This is a genomic window from Pseudomonas sp. KCJK9111 (assembly GCF_046231935.1).
GTDB lineage: Bacteria > Pseudomonadota > Gammaproteobacteria > Pseudomonadales > Pseudomonadaceae > Aquipseudomonas > Aquipseudomonas parafulva_B.
In genome coordinates, this window is the sequence record NZ_JBJJMO010000033.1 from 12,360 (window position 1) to 27,908 (window position 15,549).

Consider the following 15,549-nt stretch of genomic DNA (forward strand, 5'->3'; position numbering starts at 1 on the left):
CATGAAAAGTCGCAGGAGCTGCAGGGATGCAGGTAACGCAACGGGGCATGACGCTCTTGGAAACGCTGTTGGCCATGGTGGTGATTGCCGTGGGCATGTTTGCCGCAGCGGCGCTGCACATGCAGGCTTTGCAGGCCACGCATTACGCTCGGCAGCAGGTGCAGGCGGTGCTGGCATCTGCCAGTGCACATGAGCAGGCGCTGCCATGAGGCTTCGGCAAAACGGGGTCGGATTGCTCGAACTGCTGTTGGCGCTGGCACTCGGGTTGATGCTGTTGGCCGGCGCCAGCCAGTTGTTCACCTCTGCTTACCGGGCGTGGCAGTTGCAAGGGGCTGCGCTGCGCATGCAGGAAGATGCACGGCTGGCCCTATTGCGCATGGCCCAGGACGTCCGCATGGCTGGCATGTTCGGCTGCCTGCGCTTAGAGCCCGCTGACCTGCCGGACGGCGACACCCTTGCCGCCTTTAGCCGACCACTGGAGGTCGAGGAATCAAGCCTTACGGTGGTAGTGGCCGACCTTCCGGGCCATTCGCTCAAGCCCCAATGGACCCTGCTCACTGACTGCGTCGGATACGCCAAAGTACATCGTGGACATGTCCGCGCCGCCGCGCCGCTGATGGCCATCCCCATCACCCGGCATCGTTACGCCGTCAGGGACGATACCCTGTACTTCACCCGTGGCAGCAGCACCCAGCCCCTGCTTGAGCATGTGCGCCGTCTGCACGTGGTGGCTGCGGACGATGGCCAGCGCATCGACCTGCACTTGAATCTGTTCGACCCTTTGTGGGCGCTGGAGCAGCAGTACGTTGTCAGTGTGGCCCGCCGCAACGGGGGCGAGCCATGACACGTGAGCGGGGGGTGGTGCTGCTGTTGGCGTTGGTGCTGAGCCTTTTGTTGGGGGTGCTGAGCACTTCGGCGCTACGTGCAGCCGCCGTTGAAACGCAAATGGTAGGCCTGTTCAAAGAAGGTCAGCTGGCCTTCGAGCAGGCCGAAGCCACATTGGCGGTTGGCAAGCAATCGATCGTGCAGGCGCCGCCACCGCCGTGTGAAGTGTGTCTGCCGCCTGAGCAGCCTCATCGCCTGGCCGGGGCCTGGCAGGCCGGGCCGGAAGGCTTTTTTCAGGTGCAGAACCTGGGCACTACGCAACGCGCCGTGGCTATCCCGATGGGGCAGCCGGTGACCGTGTTCCGGGTCACCGCGGTCAGCCAGCGAAGTCATCCGCGGCAGGCAGTGGAAGCGGTGTATGCCAACGATGGCGGTGAGCTTGTCCGCATGGCGTGGCGACAAAGATTCAGAGGAGACTGACATGCAGCAAGGCATTAGCCTGATCGAGCTGTTGATTGTGCTGGCCGTCACCGGCATTCTGGCAGCCATTGCCTACCCCCGTTACAACGACCACCTGCGGCAGGCAGCGCGCCACGAGGTGGTCGCCCTGTTGCAAGATGCCGCATTGCGCCTGGAACGCCATCGCTTGCTTACTGGCCGGTATGCCGAAGGCGACCCGAGTCTGCCTGCGGGCAACCGCTACTACAGCCTGCAAGCGCTGCGCGAGGACCAGACCTTCACCCTGCGTGCCCGACGCTTGCCCACAGGGCTCATGGCCGAAGACCGCTGTGGCGATTTCGAGCTTGATCAAGCTGGGGTAGGGCGCAACCACGGCGCCAGCGACAGCGCGCGCTGCTGGGGAGGCTGAACGGTCACAGGTGCCCGGTGCATCGCGGTTTTTTACTTCAGGTGTTGAATCGACAGATGAGCAAGCAAGTAGTGGTGGTCGGTGGCGGGGTCATTGGCCTGCTGACGGCATTCAACCTGGCGGCGAGCGTTGACCAGGTGGTGATATGCGACCAGGGCGAGGTAGGTCGCGAGTCATCCTGGGCCGGGGGCGGTATCGTCTCACCCCTGTATCCGTGGCGCTACAGCCCGGCAGTGACCGCCCTGGCACATTGGTCGCAGGACTTCTATCCACAGCTGGGCGAGCGCTTGTTCGCCAGCACGGGCCTGGACCCTGAAGTGCATATCACCGGGCTTTACTGGCTCGACCTGGATGATCAAGCCCAGGCCTTGGCTTGGGCGGGCCGTGAGCAGCGCCCGCTGAGCGCCGTGGACATTTCGGCGGTGTACGACGCAGTCCCTGTGCTGGGGCCAGGCTTTGAGCGGGCCCTCTACATGGAAGGCGTGGCCAATGTGCGCAACCCACGCCTGGTCAAATCGCTGAAGGCAGCGTTGCTGGCATTACCCAATGTGAGTGTGCGTGAGCACTGCCAGATCACGGGTTTTGTGCAGCAGGACGGTCGTATCGTTGGGGTGAGCACCGCTGAAGGCGAGCTGGCCGCCGACGAAGTCGTACTCAGTGCCGGCGCCTGGAGCGGCGAACTGCTACGCCACCTGGGCCTTGAGCTTCCGGTCGAGCCGGTGAAAGGGCAGATGATCCTGTTCAAATGCGCTGAAGATTTTCTGCCAAGCATGGTGCTTGCCAAAGGCCGTTATGCCATTCCGCGCCGGGATGGGCACATTCTGGTAGGCAGCACGCTGGAGCATGCCGGCTACGACAAGACCCCCACCGATCAGGCGCTGGCAAGCCTCAAGGCATCGGCGGTGGATCTGCTGCCCGGCCTGGATGGCGCGCCCGTGGTGGCCCACTGGGCCGGGCTACGGCCAGGTTCGCCTGAAGGCGTTCCGTTTATCGGGCCGGTGCCAGGTTTTGATGGGTTATGGCTGAACTGCGGCCATTATCGAAACGGGCTGGTGCTGGCGCCAGCCTCGTGCCAACTGCTGGCCGATTTGCTCAATGGCGCCGAGCCCATCATCGACCCGGCACCCTACGCCCCCCATGGGCGTCTGGGCTAACCGCCCGATCAACCCTGACGGCCAGGCCCCTGCTGCAAGTGCGCCTGGCTGCAATACCAGGTGTTGCCCTGCGCCAGTGCCTGGTCGGTGGGCAGGTGCACGCCGCAATGCGCGCAGCGAACCATTTTCAGAGGCGCGTCGAGCTTGGCCTCTTGACGCGGTTGCTGGCTGAGTTTGAATTTGCGCCACAGCCAGAACGCGGCGGCGATCAGGACGATCCAGAAAAGTAGGCGAACCATGGTGTTCAGCTTGTCGAATGAAAGAGGATAACAGTCTAGGGTGCAGGCAATAAAAAAGGGAGGTCCAAGACCTCCCTTTCATGCAACGCCCGAATCAGTCGAACAGACCGAAGGTCATGTAGCTGAACCAGGAGCGGTTGCTATCGGCTTCCTTGGGCCCTGGTGGCTCGATCGGGTCGCCGTTTTCGTCCTTGGGCAGCAGCTCCTTGGGCATTTCGTCACGCGCATCCTGGAACTGCTTGATCACGTCCTGGTTGGCGCGGGTCTGGCCCGGTGGCAGCGGGGTGTCTGTTTCGATCAGGCCCAGCGTAGCCTTGGACAGCCAGCCGCGACCGTCAGACTCGGTCTGCTTGGGCTGGAACTCGCCATCGGCCAGGCTCGGGTGGTCCGGGTAGTTGAGCTTCAGGGTCTCAAGGCTAGTGGCAGCCAGGTCGTCCAGGTGCATCTTCTGGTACGCCTCGACCATCACCGCCAGGCCGTCGCCAACCGAAGGCGTTTCCTGGAAGTTCTCCACCACGTAGCGGCCACGGTTGGCGGCAGCCACGTATGCCTGACGGCTGAGGTAGTAGTCGGCCACGTGGATTTCATAGGAGGCCAGCAGGTTGCGCAGGTAGATCATGCGCTGCTTGGCGTCCGGGGCGTAACGGCTGTTGGGGAAACGGCTGGTGAGCTGCGCGAACTCGTTGTACGAGTCGCGTGCCGCGCCCGGGTCGCGTTTGGTCATGTCCAGCGGCAGGAAGCGCGCCAGCAGGCCACGGTCCTGGTCGAAGGAGGTCAGGCCCTTGAGGTAGTAGGCGTAGTCGACGTTCGGGTGCTGCGGGTGCAGGCGGATGAAGCGCTCGGCAGCCGACTTGGCAGCCTCCGGCTCCGAGTTCTTGTAGTTGGCGTAGATCAGCTCCAGCTGCGCCTGGTCGGCATAGCGGCCGAACGGGTAACGCGATTCCAGGGCCTTGAGCTTGTTCACGGCGCTGGTGTAGCTGGAATTGTCCAGGTCAGCCTGGGCCTGCTGATACAGCTCGGCCTCGCTGAGGTTCTCGTCGATGACTTCCTTATTAGAGGAACAGGCCGCGGTGAGCCCGAGGATGGCGATCAGCAGCAGGTGTTTCACTTGCATGGCAGCTTGCGTCCCTTTGACGGCCGCTGTCTTGGGCGGGGCCGTCCTGTTATGATGAGCGCCCCGGCCAACCCCGGGACAAAAGAAGCCGTATTTAACCACAAGCTCGCAGCTGAAACCAAAGGCTGTGCGCCCACTGAATCGAGCATGTCCGAGATCATTCAACTTAGCGCAGAGGTCCCGTCCGAACTGGGCGGTCAACGCCTCGACCAGGTCGCCGCCCAATTGTTCGACGAGTATTCGCGCTCGCGGCTGACGGCATGGATCAAAGATGGCCGTCTGACGGTCGACGGTGCTGTCCTGCGCCCGCGTGACACCGTGCATGGCGGTGCCGTGCTAGCCCTGGAAGCCGAGCAGGAAGCCCAGGGCGAATGGGAGGCCGAGGACATTGCGCTGGACATCGTCTATGAAGACGACCAGATCCTGGTCATCAACAAGCCTGCGGGCCTGGTGGTGCACCCGGCTGCCGGCCATGCCAGCGGTACCTTGCTCAACGCCTTGCTGCATCACGTGCCCGACATCATCAACGTGCCACGTGCCGGCATCGTCCACCGCCTGGACAAGGACACCACCGGCCTGATGGTCGTGGCCAAGACCTTGCAGGCGCAAACCCACCTGGTGGACCAGTTGCAGAAGCGCTCGGTCAGCCGTATCTACGAATGCATCGTGGTGGGCGTGGTCACCGCCGGCGGCAAGATCGACGCCCCCATCGGTCGCCACGGCGGCATGCGCCAGCGCATGGCTGTCACAGACGGTGGCAAGCCAGCGGTCAGCCACTACCGTGTGCTCAAGCGTTTCCGGTCGCACACTCACGTGCGGGTCAAGCTCGAGACCGGCCGTACCCACCAGATTCGCGTGCACATGGCCCATGTCGGCTTCCCCCTGGTCGGTGACCAGACCTACGGCGGGCGCTTCCGTATCCCGCCTGCGGCAAGCCCGACCATGGTCGAAGCGGTCAAGACCTTCCCGCGTCAGGCCCTGCACGCACGCTTCCTGGCACTGGTGCACCCGGCGACGGGCGAGCGCATGGAATGGGAATCGCCACTGCCCGATGATTTCGTCTGGCTGCTGTCGCTGCTCAACCAGGACCGCGAGAGTTTCATCGGATGAGTGGCTTGACGCAGTCGCTGCTGACACCGGACTGGCCTGCGCCAGCCTCGGTTCGCGCCTGCGTCACCACCCGCCAGGGCGGCGTCAGCCTGCCGCCTTTCGATACCTTCAACCTGGGTGACCATGTGGGGGACGACCCTGCGGCCGTTGCCCAGAACCGTCTGCGCCTGAGCGGCGAGTTCGACATCCAGCCCGCCTGGCTCAAGCAGGTGCACGGCTTGGCCGTCGCCGATGCCGACCCCTCCCGCGTGGTCGAAGCCGATGCCAGCTGGACCGACCGGGCAGGCATCGCCTGCACGGTGATGACCGCCGATTGCCTGCCTGTACTGTTCTGTGACCAGGCCGGTACGCAGGTGGCGGCGGCCCATGCAGGCTGGCGCGGGCTTGCCGGGGGCGTGCTGGAAGCCACCCTGGATCGCTTGGACGTACCACCGGCTCAGGTGCTGGTATGGCTGGGCCCGGCGATTGGGCCCCAAGCATTCGAAGTGGGCCTGGAAGTGCGTGATGCCTTCACTGCGGTGCACCCGGAGGCCGCGCAGGCATTCGTCGACGGTGAGCGACCCGGCAAGCTGATGGCCGATATCTACGCCCTGGCCCGTATTCGCCTGGCAGCCCGTGGGGTCACGGCTGTTTACGGTGGCGGCTTATGCACGGTGAGCGACGAGCGGTTCTTCTCCTATCGGCGTACCCCGCAAGGTGGGCGTTTCGCTTCCTTGGTGTGGCTGGCGCCGCGTTAGCGAGCAATGGGCTGCACCTGCCCTTACACCGGTGCAAATCCAACAGCTTGACCTCCGTCCACCCCGCTACGCTTGAATCTTCCAGAATCAGCCTTATCTATAAGACATCTCAGGCAGGTTTCTTCATAAACAGGCGCTGTCCATCGCTCCGACCTGCCCTTTACAGGAAGGTACATCATGCGAATAGACCGTTTGACCAGCAAGCTGCAGCTTGCAATATCCGATGCGCAATCCCTGGCCGTTGGCATGGATCACCCCGCCATCGAGCCTGTCCACTTGCTCCAGGCCTTGCTCGAACAGCAGGGTGGCTCTATCAAGCCACTGCTGATGCAGGTCGGCTTCGACATCAATAGCCTGCGTAAGGCGATGGTCAAGGAACTTGACCAACTGCCGAAAATCCAGAACCCAACGGGCGATGTGAACATGTCGCAGGATCTGGCACGCCTGCTCAACCAGGCAGACCGCCTGGCCCAGCAAAAGGGTGACCAGTTCATTTCCAGCGAGCTGGTCGTGCTGGCGGCCATGGACGAGAACAGCAAGCTGGGCAAGTTGCTGCTCAGCCAGGGCGTGAGCAAGAAAGCCTTGGAGAACGCCATCAACAACCTGCGCGGTGGTGCGGCCGTGAACGATGCCAACGCCGAGGAATCGCGTCAGGCACTGGACAAGTACACCGTCGACCTGACCAAGCGTGCCGAAGAAGGCAAGCTTGACCCTGTGATCGGCCGTGACGACGAAATCCGCCGCACCGTCCAGGTGCTGCAACGCCGTACCAAGAACAACCCCGTGCTGATCGGTGAGCCCGGCGTGGGCAAGACCGCCATTGCCGAAGGCCTCGCCCAGCGCATCATCAACGGTGAAGTGCCAGATGGCCTGAAAGGCAAGCGTTTGCTCGCCCTGGACATGGGGGCCCTGATTGCCGGCGCCAAGTACCGGGGTGAATTCGAAGAGCGCCTCAAAGGCCTGCTCAACGAACTGTCGAAGCAGGAAGGGCAGGTGATCCTGTTCATCGACGAACTGCACACCATGGTCGGCGCCGGTAAAGGCGAGGGTGCCATGGATGCGGGCAACATGCTCAAGCCGGCCCTGGCCCGTGGTGAACTGCATTGCGTAGGCGCCACCACCTTGAACGAGTACCGCCAGTTCATCGAGAAGGATGCGGCCCTGGAGCGTCGCTTCCAGAAGGTGCTGGTGGAGGAGCCTAGCGAAGAGGACACCATCGCTATTCTGCGTGGCCTGAAAGAACGCTATGAAGTGCACCACAAGGTGGCCATCACCGACGGCGCCATCATCGCGGCGGCCAAGCTCAGCCACCGCTACATCACCGATCGCCAGTTGCCTGACAAGGCCATCGACCTGATCGACGAGGCAGCCAGCCGTATTCGGATGGAGATCGACTCCAAGCCTGAGGTGCTCGACCGTCTCGACCGTCGTCTGATCCAGCTTAAGGTCGAGTCCCAGGCGCTCAAGAAAGAAGAGGATGAGGCTGCCAAGAAGCGCTTGGAGAAGCTGACCGAGGAAATCGAGCGCCTTGAGCGTGAATATTCCGACCTCGAGGAGATCTGGGCGTCGGAAAAAGCCGAGGTGCAGGGTTCGGCCCAGATTCAGCAAAAGATCGAGCAAGCGCGTCAGGAGCTCGAGGCCGCCCGCCGCAAAGGCGACCTGAGCCGCATGGCTGAGCTGCAGTACGGGGTAATCCCGGACCTGGAGCGCAGCCTGCAGATGGTCGACCAGCACGGCAAGACCGATAACCAATTGCTGCGCAACAAGGTGACCGAGGAAGAAATCGCCGAAGTGGTTTCCAAGTGGACGGGCATCCCTGTGTCCAAGATGCTGGAAGGCGAGCGCGAGAAGCTGCTGAAAATGGAAGCGCTGCTGCACCAGCGTGTGATTGGCCAGAGCGAGGCCGTTACCGCCGTGGCCAACGCGGTGCGCCGGTCCCGGGCAGGCTTGTCCGATCCTAACCGGCCCAGCGGCTCGTTCATGTTCCTCGGCCCGACTGGCGTGGGCAAGACCGAGCTGTGCAAGGCGCTGGCCGAATTCCTGTTCGATACCGAGGAGGCCATGGTGCGTATCGACATGTCCGAGTTCATGGAGAAACACTCCGTGGCGCGGCTGATCGGTGCACCACCAGGCTATGTGGGGTACGAGGAGGGCGGTTACCTGACCGAGGCCGTGCGCCGCAAGCCGTACTCGGTGGTGCTGCTCGACGAGGTAGAGAAGGCTCACCCCGACGTGTTCAACGTGTTGTTGCAGGTACTGGAAGACGGACGCCTGACCGATAGCCACGGCCGCACCGTGGACTTCCGCAATACGGTCATCGTGATGACGTCCAACCTCGGCTCGGCACAGATCCAGGAGTTGGTGGGCGACCGCGAGGCACAGCGTGCTGCCGTGATGGATGCGGTGGGGGCGCACTTCCGTCCCGAATTCATCAACCGGATCGACGAAGTGGTGGTGTTCGAACCGCTGGGCCGCGAGCAGATCGCCGGCATTACCGAGATCCAGCTGGGACGGCTGCGCAGCCGCCTGATGGAGCGCGAGCTTTCGCTGAGCTTGAGCCCGCAAGCCCTGGACAAGCTGATCGCCGTGGGTTATGACCCGGTGTATGGCGCGCGGCCGCTCAAGCGTGCGATTCAGCGCTGGATCGAAAACCCGCTGGCGCAGTTGATCCTGTCGGGCAAGTTCGTGCCAGGTACGGCGATCACTGCCACGGTGGAAGGCGACGAGATCGTCTTTGCGTGACGTTAAGTTGTTAGGGCCGTCTCGCGGCCCATCGCGGCTGGTCCGGCGCCCCGGCAGTGTCGCTCCAAATCCTAATGTGCGGTCAGGGTAGGAGCGGCCTCGTGCCGCGATGGGCCGCAAAGCGGCCCCGACAACCCTTATGCTGTCATCGACGAGCCCAGCCAACCCCCGTAAATCCGGGCCTTTGCGCTAATCCAAGATAACTTGCTGAAATTTTTGAAATTTATGCTTGCATGATCAATCGAGTGGCCCTAATATACGCCGCGTTGTCAGGCACTAAGCGAATCACCAGCAACATCGGTGACCGCAAAACAACTTAGAAATCAGTAAGTTGAATGAAAAAAAGTGGTTGACAAGCAAAACGAAGAATGTAGAATAGCCGGCCTCAGCAGCGATAACGCGAAAGCGGATAGCCAAAGAGACCGAAGTTAACACAAGCTTCGAAGATGTAAGGTTGTACCGAAGTTCAGTTCCGCGATAGCTCAGTCGGTAGAGCAAATGACTGTTAATCATTGGGTCCCTGGTTCGAGTCCAGGTCGCGGAGCCAATCTCGGGGTGTAGCGCAGTCCGGTAGCGCGCCTGCTTTGGGAGCAGGATGTCAGGAGTTCGAATCCCCTCACCCCGACCATTTTCCGGGTCGTTAGCTCAGTTGGTAGAGCAGTTGGCTTTTAACCAATTGGTCGTAGGTTCGAATCCTACACGACCCACCATGTAAGAAGGGCATCTCGAATGAGATGCCCTTTTTCTTTTGCCTCGGTTTTTCTAAGCCTGTGTTTTCCCGCAAATCCGCTATTCTGGCCCGTGTCTTTCGCAGTCTGGGGACCTATTGGCATGGGAGCCAACACATCAAGTGTCGTGGTCGTGGGTGGAGGCATCATGGGTGCTTCCATTGCGTGGCACCTTGCAAGGCTCGGTGCTCGGGTCACTGTTCTGGAGCAAGGGTCTCGAGCCGCCAGTGGCGTTACCCGTTGGTCATATGGCTGGGTAGGCACTGCCAGCGCCAGTGCATCGGACAACCCGGCGGCATTTTCCTCCACATTGCAGGCCATCGCCGACTTCAATCGGCTGGCGCTTGACCTCGGGCCTTTGCCGATTGCCGCCCGTGGCGCCATGGTGTGGTTGGACAATAATGCGCAAACGGCCGCTCTCATCGACCAGCAACGTTCTGCCGGCGTAAACCTTCAACCACTGGACGCCCAGCAGATAAGCGCCCTTGAGCCGTGCATGATCACGCCACCCGCACTGGCCGCTTGGGCGCCGGACGATTTTGCCGTGGAACCTGTTGCCTTGGCGAAAATGCTGTTGAGCGGCGCCGAGCAAGCCGGGGCAGAGGTTCTATACGGCCGGCGGGTCGATGCCATAGAGACGCACAACGGACGCGTGACGGCCGCCAGGTGCGCAACGCAAACCTACGCCGCCGATACCGTGGTGCTGGCCAATGCCGGTGCCGCAATCGGCCTTGCAGCAGGTGTCGGTCTGCCCTTGCCCTTGCTTACCCGGCCAGCTGTACTGATGCGCTTCGCGGCGCCAGCCGGTGTAGTGCGGCACCTGGTCTACGGTAATGGCTTGGAGTTACGCCCGGCATTGGAAGGGGGCGTGGCCTGCGCCGAAGAAGCGCCTGCCGAGGGTGAGGCAGGGTTGCCAGCCTTGGTCGAGCGCACCACAAAAGCCATCCGGCAGATGTTCATCGGCGCCACGGCGCTTTCGCTGCGCGCGGTCAGTATCGGGCACCGACCGATGACCCCGGAAGGCAAGCCTGTGATGGGTTACCTTCCTGGCGTCGAGGGGGTGTACGCCTTGGTGGCACATCCTGGAATCGTGCTAGCGCCCCACCTCGGCCGTCTGGCAGCCGAGGAAATCGTTCGAACGCGACGCTAGCCGGGCGCCTGCGAGAGCACCCGGCCAGCAGCCAGGTCAGTGCAACTTCAGCCGTGGTTCAGTGCCGCGACCAATCTTGCTGCCCAGCATCATCAGGGCCGTGCGGAAAAAACCGTACAACGCCATCTGGTGCATACGATACAGCGACACGTAGAACATCCTTGCCAGCCAGCCTTCGAGCTTCACACTGCCCATCAAGTTACCCATCAGGTTACCCACGGCCGAGAAGCGCGAGAGCGACACCAGCGAGCCATAATCCTTGTACTGGTAGGTCGGCAGCGGCTTGTTCTCAAGGCGCGCCTTGATGCTCTGCGCCAGCATCGACGCCTGCTGGTGGGCCGCCTGCGCCCGGGGCGGTACGTTGCGATCGCTGTCGGGCTGCGGGCAGGCGGCGCAGTCACCGAAGGCGAAAATAGCGTCATCACGGGTGGTTTGCAGGGTGGGCCGTACGACCAGTTGGTTGATGCGGTTGGTCTCCAGGCCATCGATCTCCTTCAGGAAACCCGGCGCCCGGATGCCCGCTGCCCAGACCTTCAGGCTGGCCTGGATCACTTCGCCGTCCTTGGTCTTGAGACCTTCGGCGGTCACTTCGCTGACGGCCGCGTTGGTCATTACCTTCACCCCCAGCTTCTCAAGGGTCTGATGCACGGGCACGCTGATGCGCTCCGGCAGTGCCGGCAGCACGCGCGGGCCTGCCTCGATCAAGGTGATGTGCATATCTTTCGGTTGGATGCGGTCCAGGCCGTAGGCCGCCAGTTCATGGGCCGCGTGATGCAGCTCGGCAGCCAGCTCCACGCCCGTGGCACCTGCACCGACGATGGCTACGCTGATCTTTTCACTGGCCACATCGCCTGCGTGGGCGCGCAGGTAATGGTTGAGCAGTTGCTGGTGGAAGCGCTCTGCCTGCTTGCGCGTGTCCAGGAACAGGCAATGCTGCGCCGCACCCAAGGTGCCGAAGTCGTTGGTATTCGAGCCCACGGCGATGACCAGGGTGTCGTAGGCAAGGGTACGCGCGGGCAGCAGCTCGCGGCCGTCTTCATCCAGCGTCGCAGCCAACTGGATCCGCTTGCTCTCACGCTCCAGGCCGCTCATGCGCCCCAGTTGGAAATTGAAGTGATTCCACTTGGCTTGCGCCACGTAGTTCAGTTCGTCTTCGGAGGAGTTCAAGGAGCCGGCGGCCACCTCGTGCAGCAGCGGTTTCCAGATATGGGTAAGGTTGGTGTCCACCAGGGTGATGTCAGCCTGCTTGCGCTTGCCCAGGGTCTTGCCCAGGCGGGTCGCCAGTTCCAGGCCGCCGGCGCCGCCGCCGACAATCACGATGCGATGAGTCATGGGGATATCTCATAAGGTTTACGGAATTCTTGGCCCAACGGGCCGGCCGCACGGGGTATGAGGGGAGGGCGAGCGCAAGGCAGCTCATAGCTCCGGTCCACTCAACGGGTGCCAGACCCAAGACAGCGGGGTGGCGAGATGCTCGACCCCAGTGTATGCAGGGCTTGCAGGTCATCATCGACACTGGCTGACACGCAGGGTTCAGGCAGTAGGTCATGCTGGGCCTCTACGGATAGACGTTCGTGCAGGGGCAAACGCTACAGTGGTCGCTCATGCGGCTGTGACAAATGATAATGCTTTCTATCCGCGCCGCCGAGTGTACGTCATCGCAAACGATCGCTGCACTGGATCAAAGACTGATCCCCACATCGAAGACGATGCTGCGCCCCAGGTTGCCGCGAAGAAAGTCCGGGGCATCCGGGTGAGCGAACAACACCCGGGCAAAGGTTGGCCCGACCAACGACAGCGAGCGCCAGCCCTGGCGCAAATACTCGGTGGGCGGTGGGAAGTGGGTGTTGAGGTCCAGCACCTCGCGCTTGAGGCTGGCGAAGGCAATGATGTCCAACTCGTTCAGGTCTAGCCCGCGTTCACGGTAATTGTGCGCTTTCTTGCGCAGGGTAGGTGCCAGCCTGCCCAGCAACTCGGTGGCACTGATGCGGCGAGGGCGCGCTTCGCGTCGCACCAGTTGCGCCAGTGAAAAGGCGCTGCGCCTGCGTTGCAGCTCTTCTCGCCATTCATCGTTAAGCCGGCGACCCTCGTCCAGCACGAAGAACACCTCGAAGGCCGCATCGCGGAACAATACGTCAGGCGGCTCCTGGCCGGCGGGCGTGAAGTCGTCGTTGCGATACGCGATGTTCAGGCCTTGCAGCAGGCGCTGGCAGACCCAACGCTCACGCTCCCATTTGCGGGCATTGGACAGAAACGCATTGGCTTGTTCGGCCTGGATGGTCAGCAGGCGCAGGTAATCGGAATCATCCATGAAGCAAGCTTAGCTGTAATTTGATGACGATCCGGTGTTGATCGCGCCTTGAATCAATGAATTGCATGCTTGTGGTGTAGGGACACGCTGACACTTGGGGCAATACGTGTAGACTCGCCTTTGTCCATGCATTGATTGAGGTTATTCCTACATGATCAGCGCGCAGGTGCTGTCGGGAACAACGCTGACCGTTGGCTGGCTCGGCTACGTGCCGCTGCTCGCCTGGGCCGCCAGTCAGGCCCGCTGGGTCGAGCTGGTCACCGACCGACGGCGCCAGCACTTGCTGTTCGGCACCGTGGTCGGGTTGTTCGTGCTGTGGTTGGTTCGGCGCGATTTTGACACGGGCGTGTCCTACCACTTCATCGGCATGACCGCCGTCACCCTGCTGCTGGACTGGCCGCTGGCAGTTCTGGGTGGCTTCATGGCGCAAGTGGGCCTGCTGCTGCTCGGGCGTCAGGAGTTGACTGCGTTAGGGGTCAACGGCCTGCTGTTGGTCGGCCTGCCGGTCCTGGTCACCGAAGTCTGTGCCATCGCGGTGGAACGCGCGCAGCCGCGAAACCTTTTCGTGTACATCTCCTGCTCAGGGTTTTTCCCGGCGGCACTGACGGTGGTCGTCTGCCTTAGTGCCGCGCTGGGATTGCTCTGGCTCGATGGGTTATTCGCCATGCCGGAGTGGCTGAGTGATTTCGTGGGCTACCTGTGGCTGATGATGTTTCCCGAAGCGTTCATCAACGGAACCGTCATCAGCGCACTGGTGGTCTTCTGCCCCGAATGGCTGGAGACGTTCAACCGTACTCGATACCTGCAGGCTCCCTGGAAGGAAGGCGGTGGCTGACAGCTATGCCTCGCTGAACAGCGTCTACCTGGTGGGTTTCTGAAATGTTCAGTGACGAGGCTCCAGGTCCCCCGAATACAATTCGTCTTCCGAGTCCTCGGCCCCGGGAATCTTGTGCTCCTCGGACGCCCAGGCGCCCAGGTCGATCAGTTTGCAGCGGTCGGAGCAGAACGGCCGAAAGGTGTTTTTCTCGTTCCATTCCACAGGTGCGCCACAGGTCGGGCAATCGACGGTCAATGGCTGGCTCATGGCTGGCCTCCTCGTAAAGTCAGATAAAAGTGGTGCAGTCGGTCGATCTGCGCATGCAAGTGGCCTAGGTCGCCGTCATTGACCACCACGTCATCGGCATGGCGCAGGCGTTCTTCACGCGGCAGCTGGGCCTGAAGAATGGCCTGCACCTGCTCGGCGCTGGTGTGGTCGCGGGCTAGGGTGCGTGCTACCTGCAGTGTTTGCGGGGCGTCGATGACCAGTACGCGCTGGGTTTTCTTAGACTGCCCCGACTCGATCAGCAGGGGCGAGACATACACCGCATAGGGCGATTGCCCTTTGGCCAGGTAACTGAAAATTTCCTGGCCGATCAGCGGGTGCAGCAATTGCTCCAGCCATTTGCGCTGCGCCGGGTCGGTGAAGATCAACTGGCGCAGCGCGGCACGGTCAAGCTGCCCATCCGCCTGCAGCACGGCAGGGCCGAAGTGCTCGACGATGCTCGCCAAGGCTGGGCGGCCGGGCTCGACCACCCATCGCGCTGCCTGATCGGCATCGACCAGGTGCACGCCAAGCTCGACGAATCGCTCGGCTGCGGCGCTCTTGCCGCTGCCGAGGCCGCCGGTAAGGCCGAGAATCCAGGGTGTTGTGGCCGCTGTGGTCATTGGAATCCAAGCAGTTGCATGTAGGAGGTGGGTATTTCATCACCCCAGAGCACGGCAATCCACCCCGCAATAGCCAGATAAGGCCCAAAGGGCATTGCCGCCCCCATGGCATGCCGGCGCAGCCCGATCAGGCACAACCCTATGAATGCGCCCGCCACCGAGGACAGCAAGAGGGTCAGGGGCAGCACCTGCCAGCCACCCCAGGCACCGATGAGCGCCATCAATTTGAAGTCACCATACCCAAGGCCTTCCTTGCCGGTCAGCAACTTGAATGCCCAGTAGACGGTCCAGAGGCTCAGATAACCCAGCACAGCGCCCCACAGCGCATCGCCAAGTGGCGCGAACACATTGCCGGCATTGACGATCAGCCCCAGCCACACTGCCGGCAACACCAGTACGTCGGGCAACAGCTGGTGATCCGCATCGATCAGGCTCAGCGTCAGCAGGCACCAGGTCAGCAGCAGCGCAAAAAGCGCTTGCTCCGACGGGCCGAAGCGCCAGGCAATGGCCATCGACAACAGGGTACTGGCCACCTCGACCAAGGGATAGCGCATGCTGATCCGGCCCTTGCACCCCTGACAACGGCCATTGAGTGCCAGGTAACTGAGCACAGGGATGTTCTCCCACGCCCGGATGACGTGCTTGCACAGAGGGCAATGGGAGCCGGGTAACCATAAATCGAACCGCGCAGATGAGGTTGGGGGTAGCTCCAGTATCTCTTGCGCAGTGCGTCGCCATTGCCGCTTGAGCATGATTGGCAAACGATGCGCTACAACATTGATGAAGCTGCCTGCCAGCAAACCGAGCAGCGCGGCCCAGGCGATGAAGTGCGCAGGCTCCATGCCCTGCAGTGTCCATACCGTCATA

At 62.2% G+C, this 15,549-nt stretch carries 17 protein-coding genes and 3 tRNA genes; 13 read left to right on the top strand and 7 right to left on the bottom strand.

Features of this window, described 5'->3' with window-relative positions; all coding sequences use genetic code 11:
* Positions 1 to 26 precede the first annotated feature (26 nt).
* Genes ACK59L_RS12780 through thiO form a run of 5 tightly spaced genes read left to right on the top strand, consistent with a single transcriptional unit; the run spans position 27 to position 2,847 of the window.
* A complete protein-coding gene (locus ACK59L_RS12780; RefSeq protein ID WP_409273973.1) occupies positions 27 to 209 on the top strand; it encodes a prepilin-type N-terminal cleavage/methylation domain-containing protein in 183 nt (60 codons plus the stop codon).
* Positions 206 to 844: a PilW family protein gene (locus ACK59L_RS12785; protein ID WP_409273975.1), complete on the top strand. Its 639-nt coding sequence runs from the start codon at positions 206 to 208 to the stop codon at positions 842 to 844. Before ACK59L_RS12780 ends, ACK59L_RS12785 begins: the two co-directional genes overlap by 4 nt.
* Complete coding sequence (locus ACK59L_RS12790; protein ID WP_196135632.1) at positions 841 to 1,305, top strand: hypothetical protein; 465 nt, start codon at positions 841 to 843, stop codon at positions 1,303 to 1,305. Before ACK59L_RS12785 ends, ACK59L_RS12790 begins: the two co-directional genes overlap by 4 nt.
* A gap of 1 nt (position 1,306) precedes the next feature.
* Positions 1,307 to 1,693: a type IV pilin protein gene (locus ACK59L_RS12795; protein WP_409273977.1), complete on the top strand. Its 387-nt coding sequence runs from the start codon at positions 1,307 to 1,309 to the stop codon at positions 1,691 to 1,693.
* 56 nt (positions 1,694 to 1,749) lie between these two features.
* Entirely contained in the window at positions 1,750 to 2,847 is a 1,098-nt protein-coding gene (thiO, locus tag ACK59L_RS12800) for a glycine oxidase ThiO (RefSeq protein WP_409273979.1), read from the top strand.
* Between the two features lie 8 nt (positions 2,848 to 2,855).
* On the opposite strand, the gene ACK59L_RS12805 is transcribed toward thiO, so the two are convergent.
* Entirely contained in the window at positions 2,856 to 3,086 is a 231-nt protein-coding gene (locus ACK59L_RS12805) for a PP0621 family protein (protein ID WP_023533255.1), read from the bottom strand.
* Positions 3,087 to 3,180: 94 nt separating this feature from the next.
* Positions 3,181 to 4,200, bottom strand: coding sequence for an outer membrane protein assembly factor BamD (locus ACK59L_RS12810; protein WP_058603159.1), 1,020 nt, complete (start codon positions 4,198 to 4,200; stop codon positions 3,181 to 3,183).
* Positions 4,201 to 4,347: 147 nt separating this feature from the next.
* Here ACK59L_RS12810 and rluD point away from each other — a divergent pair, with 147 nt between their 5' ends.
* From rluD to ACK59L_RS12845, 7 genes are all read left to right on the top strand, one after another.
* A complete protein-coding gene (rluD, locus tag ACK59L_RS12815; RefSeq protein ID WP_023533229.1) occupies positions 4,348 to 5,310 on the top strand; it encodes a 23S rRNA pseudouridine(1911/1915/1917) synthase RluD in 963 nt (320 codons plus the stop codon).
* Positions 5,307 to 6,047: a peptidoglycan editing factor PgeF gene (pgeF, locus tag ACK59L_RS12820; protein WP_409273982.1), complete on the top strand. Its 741-nt coding sequence runs from the start codon at positions 5,307 to 5,309 to the stop codon at positions 6,045 to 6,047. The genes rluD and pgeF overlap by 4 nt, the downstream gene beginning before the upstream one ends.
* Before the next feature lie 177 nt (positions 6,048 to 6,224).
* A complete protein-coding gene (gene clpB, locus ACK59L_RS12825; protein WP_409273983.1) occupies positions 6,225 to 8,789 on the top strand; it encodes an ATP-dependent chaperone ClpB in 2,565 nt (854 codons plus the stop codon).
* Positions 8,790 to 9,260: 471 nt separating this feature from the next.
* A tRNA-Asn gene (locus ACK59L_RS12830) sits at positions 9,261 to 9,336 on the top strand.
* 4 nt (positions 9,337 to 9,340) lie between these two features.
* Positions 9,341 to 9,417 (top strand) — tRNA-Pro (locus tag ACK59L_RS12835).
* 6 nt (positions 9,418 to 9,423) lie between these two features.
* A tRNA-Lys gene (locus tag ACK59L_RS12840) sits at positions 9,424 to 9,499 on the top strand.
* A gap of 121 nt (positions 9,500 to 9,620) precedes the next feature.
* Positions 9,621 to 10,667 (top strand): NAD(P)/FAD-dependent oxidoreductase, encoded by a 1,047-nt coding sequence (locus tag ACK59L_RS12845; protein ID WP_409273985.1) that lies wholly within the window; start codon positions 9,621 to 9,623, stop codon positions 10,665 to 10,667.
* A gap of 36 nt (positions 10,668 to 10,703) precedes the next feature.
* Here the strand turns inward: ACK59L_RS12845 and ACK59L_RS12850 are convergent, their stop codons facing one another.
* Positions 10,704 to 11,999 carry an NAD(P)/FAD-dependent oxidoreductase gene (locus ACK59L_RS12850; RefSeq protein WP_058603156.1) on the bottom strand — a complete coding sequence of 432 codons (1,296 nt, stop codon included), beginning with the start codon at positions 11,997 to 11,999 and terminating at the stop codon, positions 10,704 to 10,706.
* Between the two features lie 349 nt (positions 12,000 to 12,348).
* Positions 12,349 to 12,978, bottom strand: a complete 630-nt coding sequence (locus ACK59L_RS12855) for a DUF1780 domain-containing protein (RefSeq protein WP_023533234.1) — start codon at positions 12,976 to 12,978, stop codon at positions 12,349 to 12,351.
* A gap of 151 nt (positions 12,979 to 13,129) precedes the next feature.
* Here ACK59L_RS12855 and ACK59L_RS12860 point away from each other — a divergent pair, with 151 nt between their 5' ends.
* Positions 13,130 to 13,813: an energy-coupling factor ABC transporter permease gene (locus tag ACK59L_RS12860; protein ID WP_409273988.1), complete on the top strand. Its 684-nt coding sequence runs from the start codon at positions 13,130 to 13,132 to the stop codon at positions 13,811 to 13,813.
* Positions 13,814 to 13,861: 48 nt separating this feature from the next.
* Here ACK59L_RS12860 and yacG read toward each other — a convergent pair whose 3' ends face one another.
* Genes yacG through ACK59L_RS12875 form a run of 3 tightly spaced genes read right to left on the bottom strand, consistent with a single transcriptional unit; the run spans position 13,862 to position 15,548 of the window.
* A complete protein-coding gene (yacG, locus tag ACK59L_RS12865) occupies positions 13,862 to 14,062 on the bottom strand; it encodes a DNA gyrase inhibitor YacG (protein ID WP_023533231.1) in 201 nt (66 codons plus the stop codon).
* Entirely contained in the window at positions 14,059 to 14,682 is a 624-nt protein-coding gene (gene coaE / locus ACK59L_RS12870; protein WP_409273990.1) for a dephospho-CoA kinase, read from the bottom strand. The genes yacG and coaE overlap by 4 nt, the downstream gene beginning before the upstream one ends.
* Positions 14,679 to 15,548 (bottom strand): prepilin peptidase, encoded by an 870-nt coding sequence (locus ACK59L_RS12875; RefSeq protein ID WP_409273992.1) that lies wholly within the window; start codon positions 15,546 to 15,548, stop codon positions 14,679 to 14,681. The genes coaE and ACK59L_RS12875 overlap by 4 nt, the downstream gene beginning before the upstream one ends.
* Position 15,549: the final 1 nt, after the last annotated feature.

What these genes read in the sequence shown, in the direction of transcription:
- ACK59L_RS12780 (WP_409273973.1), top strand. Translation starts at nt 27, where the DNA reads ATGCAGGTAACGCAACGGGGCATGACGCTCTTGGAAACGCTGTTGGCC.
- ACK59L_RS12785 (WP_409273975.1), top strand. Translation starts at nt 206, where the DNA reads ATGAGGCTTCGGCAAAACGGGGTCGGATTGCTCGAACTGCTGTTGGCG.
- ACK59L_RS12790 (WP_196135632.1), top strand. Translation starts at nt 841, where the DNA reads ATGACACGTGAGCGGGGGGTGGTGCTGCTGTTGGCGTTGGTGCTGAGC.
- ACK59L_RS12795 (WP_409273977.1), top strand. Translation starts at nt 1,307, where the DNA reads ATGCAGCAAGGCATTAGCCTGATCGAGCTGTTGATTGTGCTGGCCGTC.
- thiO (WP_409273979.1), top strand. Translation starts at nt 1,750, where the DNA reads ATGAGCAAGCAAGTAGTGGTGGTCGGTGGCGGGGTCATTGGCCTGCTG.
- ACK59L_RS12805 (WP_023533255.1), bottom strand. Translation starts at nt 3,086, where the DNA reads ATGGTTCGCCTACTTTTCTGGATCGTCCTGATCGCCGCCGCGTTCTGG.
- ACK59L_RS12810 (WP_058603159.1), bottom strand. Translation starts at nt 4,200, where the DNA reads ATGCAAGTGAAACACCTGCTGCTGATCGCCATCCTCGGGCTCACCGCG.
- rluD (WP_023533229.1), top strand. Translation starts at nt 4,348, where the DNA reads ATGTCCGAGATCATTCAACTTAGCGCAGAGGTCCCGTCCGAACTGGGC.
- pgeF (WP_409273982.1), top strand. Translation starts at nt 5,307, where the DNA reads ATGAGTGGCTTGACGCAGTCGCTGCTGACACCGGACTGGCCTGCGCCA.
- clpB (WP_409273983.1), top strand. Translation starts at nt 6,225, where the DNA reads ATGCGAATAGACCGTTTGACCAGCAAGCTGCAGCTTGCAATATCCGAT.
- ACK59L_RS12845 (WP_409273985.1), top strand. Translation starts at nt 9,621, where the DNA reads ATGGGAGCCAACACATCAAGTGTCGTGGTCGTGGGTGGAGGCATCATG.
- ACK59L_RS12850 (WP_058603156.1), bottom strand. Translation starts at nt 11,999, where the DNA reads ATGACTCATCGCATCGTGATTGTCGGCGGCGGCGCCGGCGGCCTGGAA.
- ACK59L_RS12855 (WP_023533234.1), bottom strand. Translation starts at nt 12,978, where the DNA reads ATGGATGATTCCGATTACCTGCGCCTGCTGACCATCCAGGCCGAACAA.
- ACK59L_RS12860 (WP_409273988.1), top strand. Translation starts at nt 13,130, where the DNA reads ATGATCAGCGCGCAGGTGCTGTCGGGAACAACGCTGACCGTTGGCTGG.
- yacG (WP_023533231.1), bottom strand. Translation starts at nt 14,062, where the DNA reads ATGAGCCAGCCATTGACCGTCGATTGCCCGACCTGTGGCGCACCTGTG.
- coaE (WP_409273990.1), bottom strand. Translation starts at nt 14,682, where the DNA reads ATGACCACAGCGGCCACAACACCCTGGATTCTCGGCCTTACCGGCGGC.
- ACK59L_RS12875 (WP_409273992.1), bottom strand. Translation starts at nt 15,548, where the DNA reads ATGACGGTATGGACACTGCAGGGCATGGAGCCTGCGCACTTCATCGCC.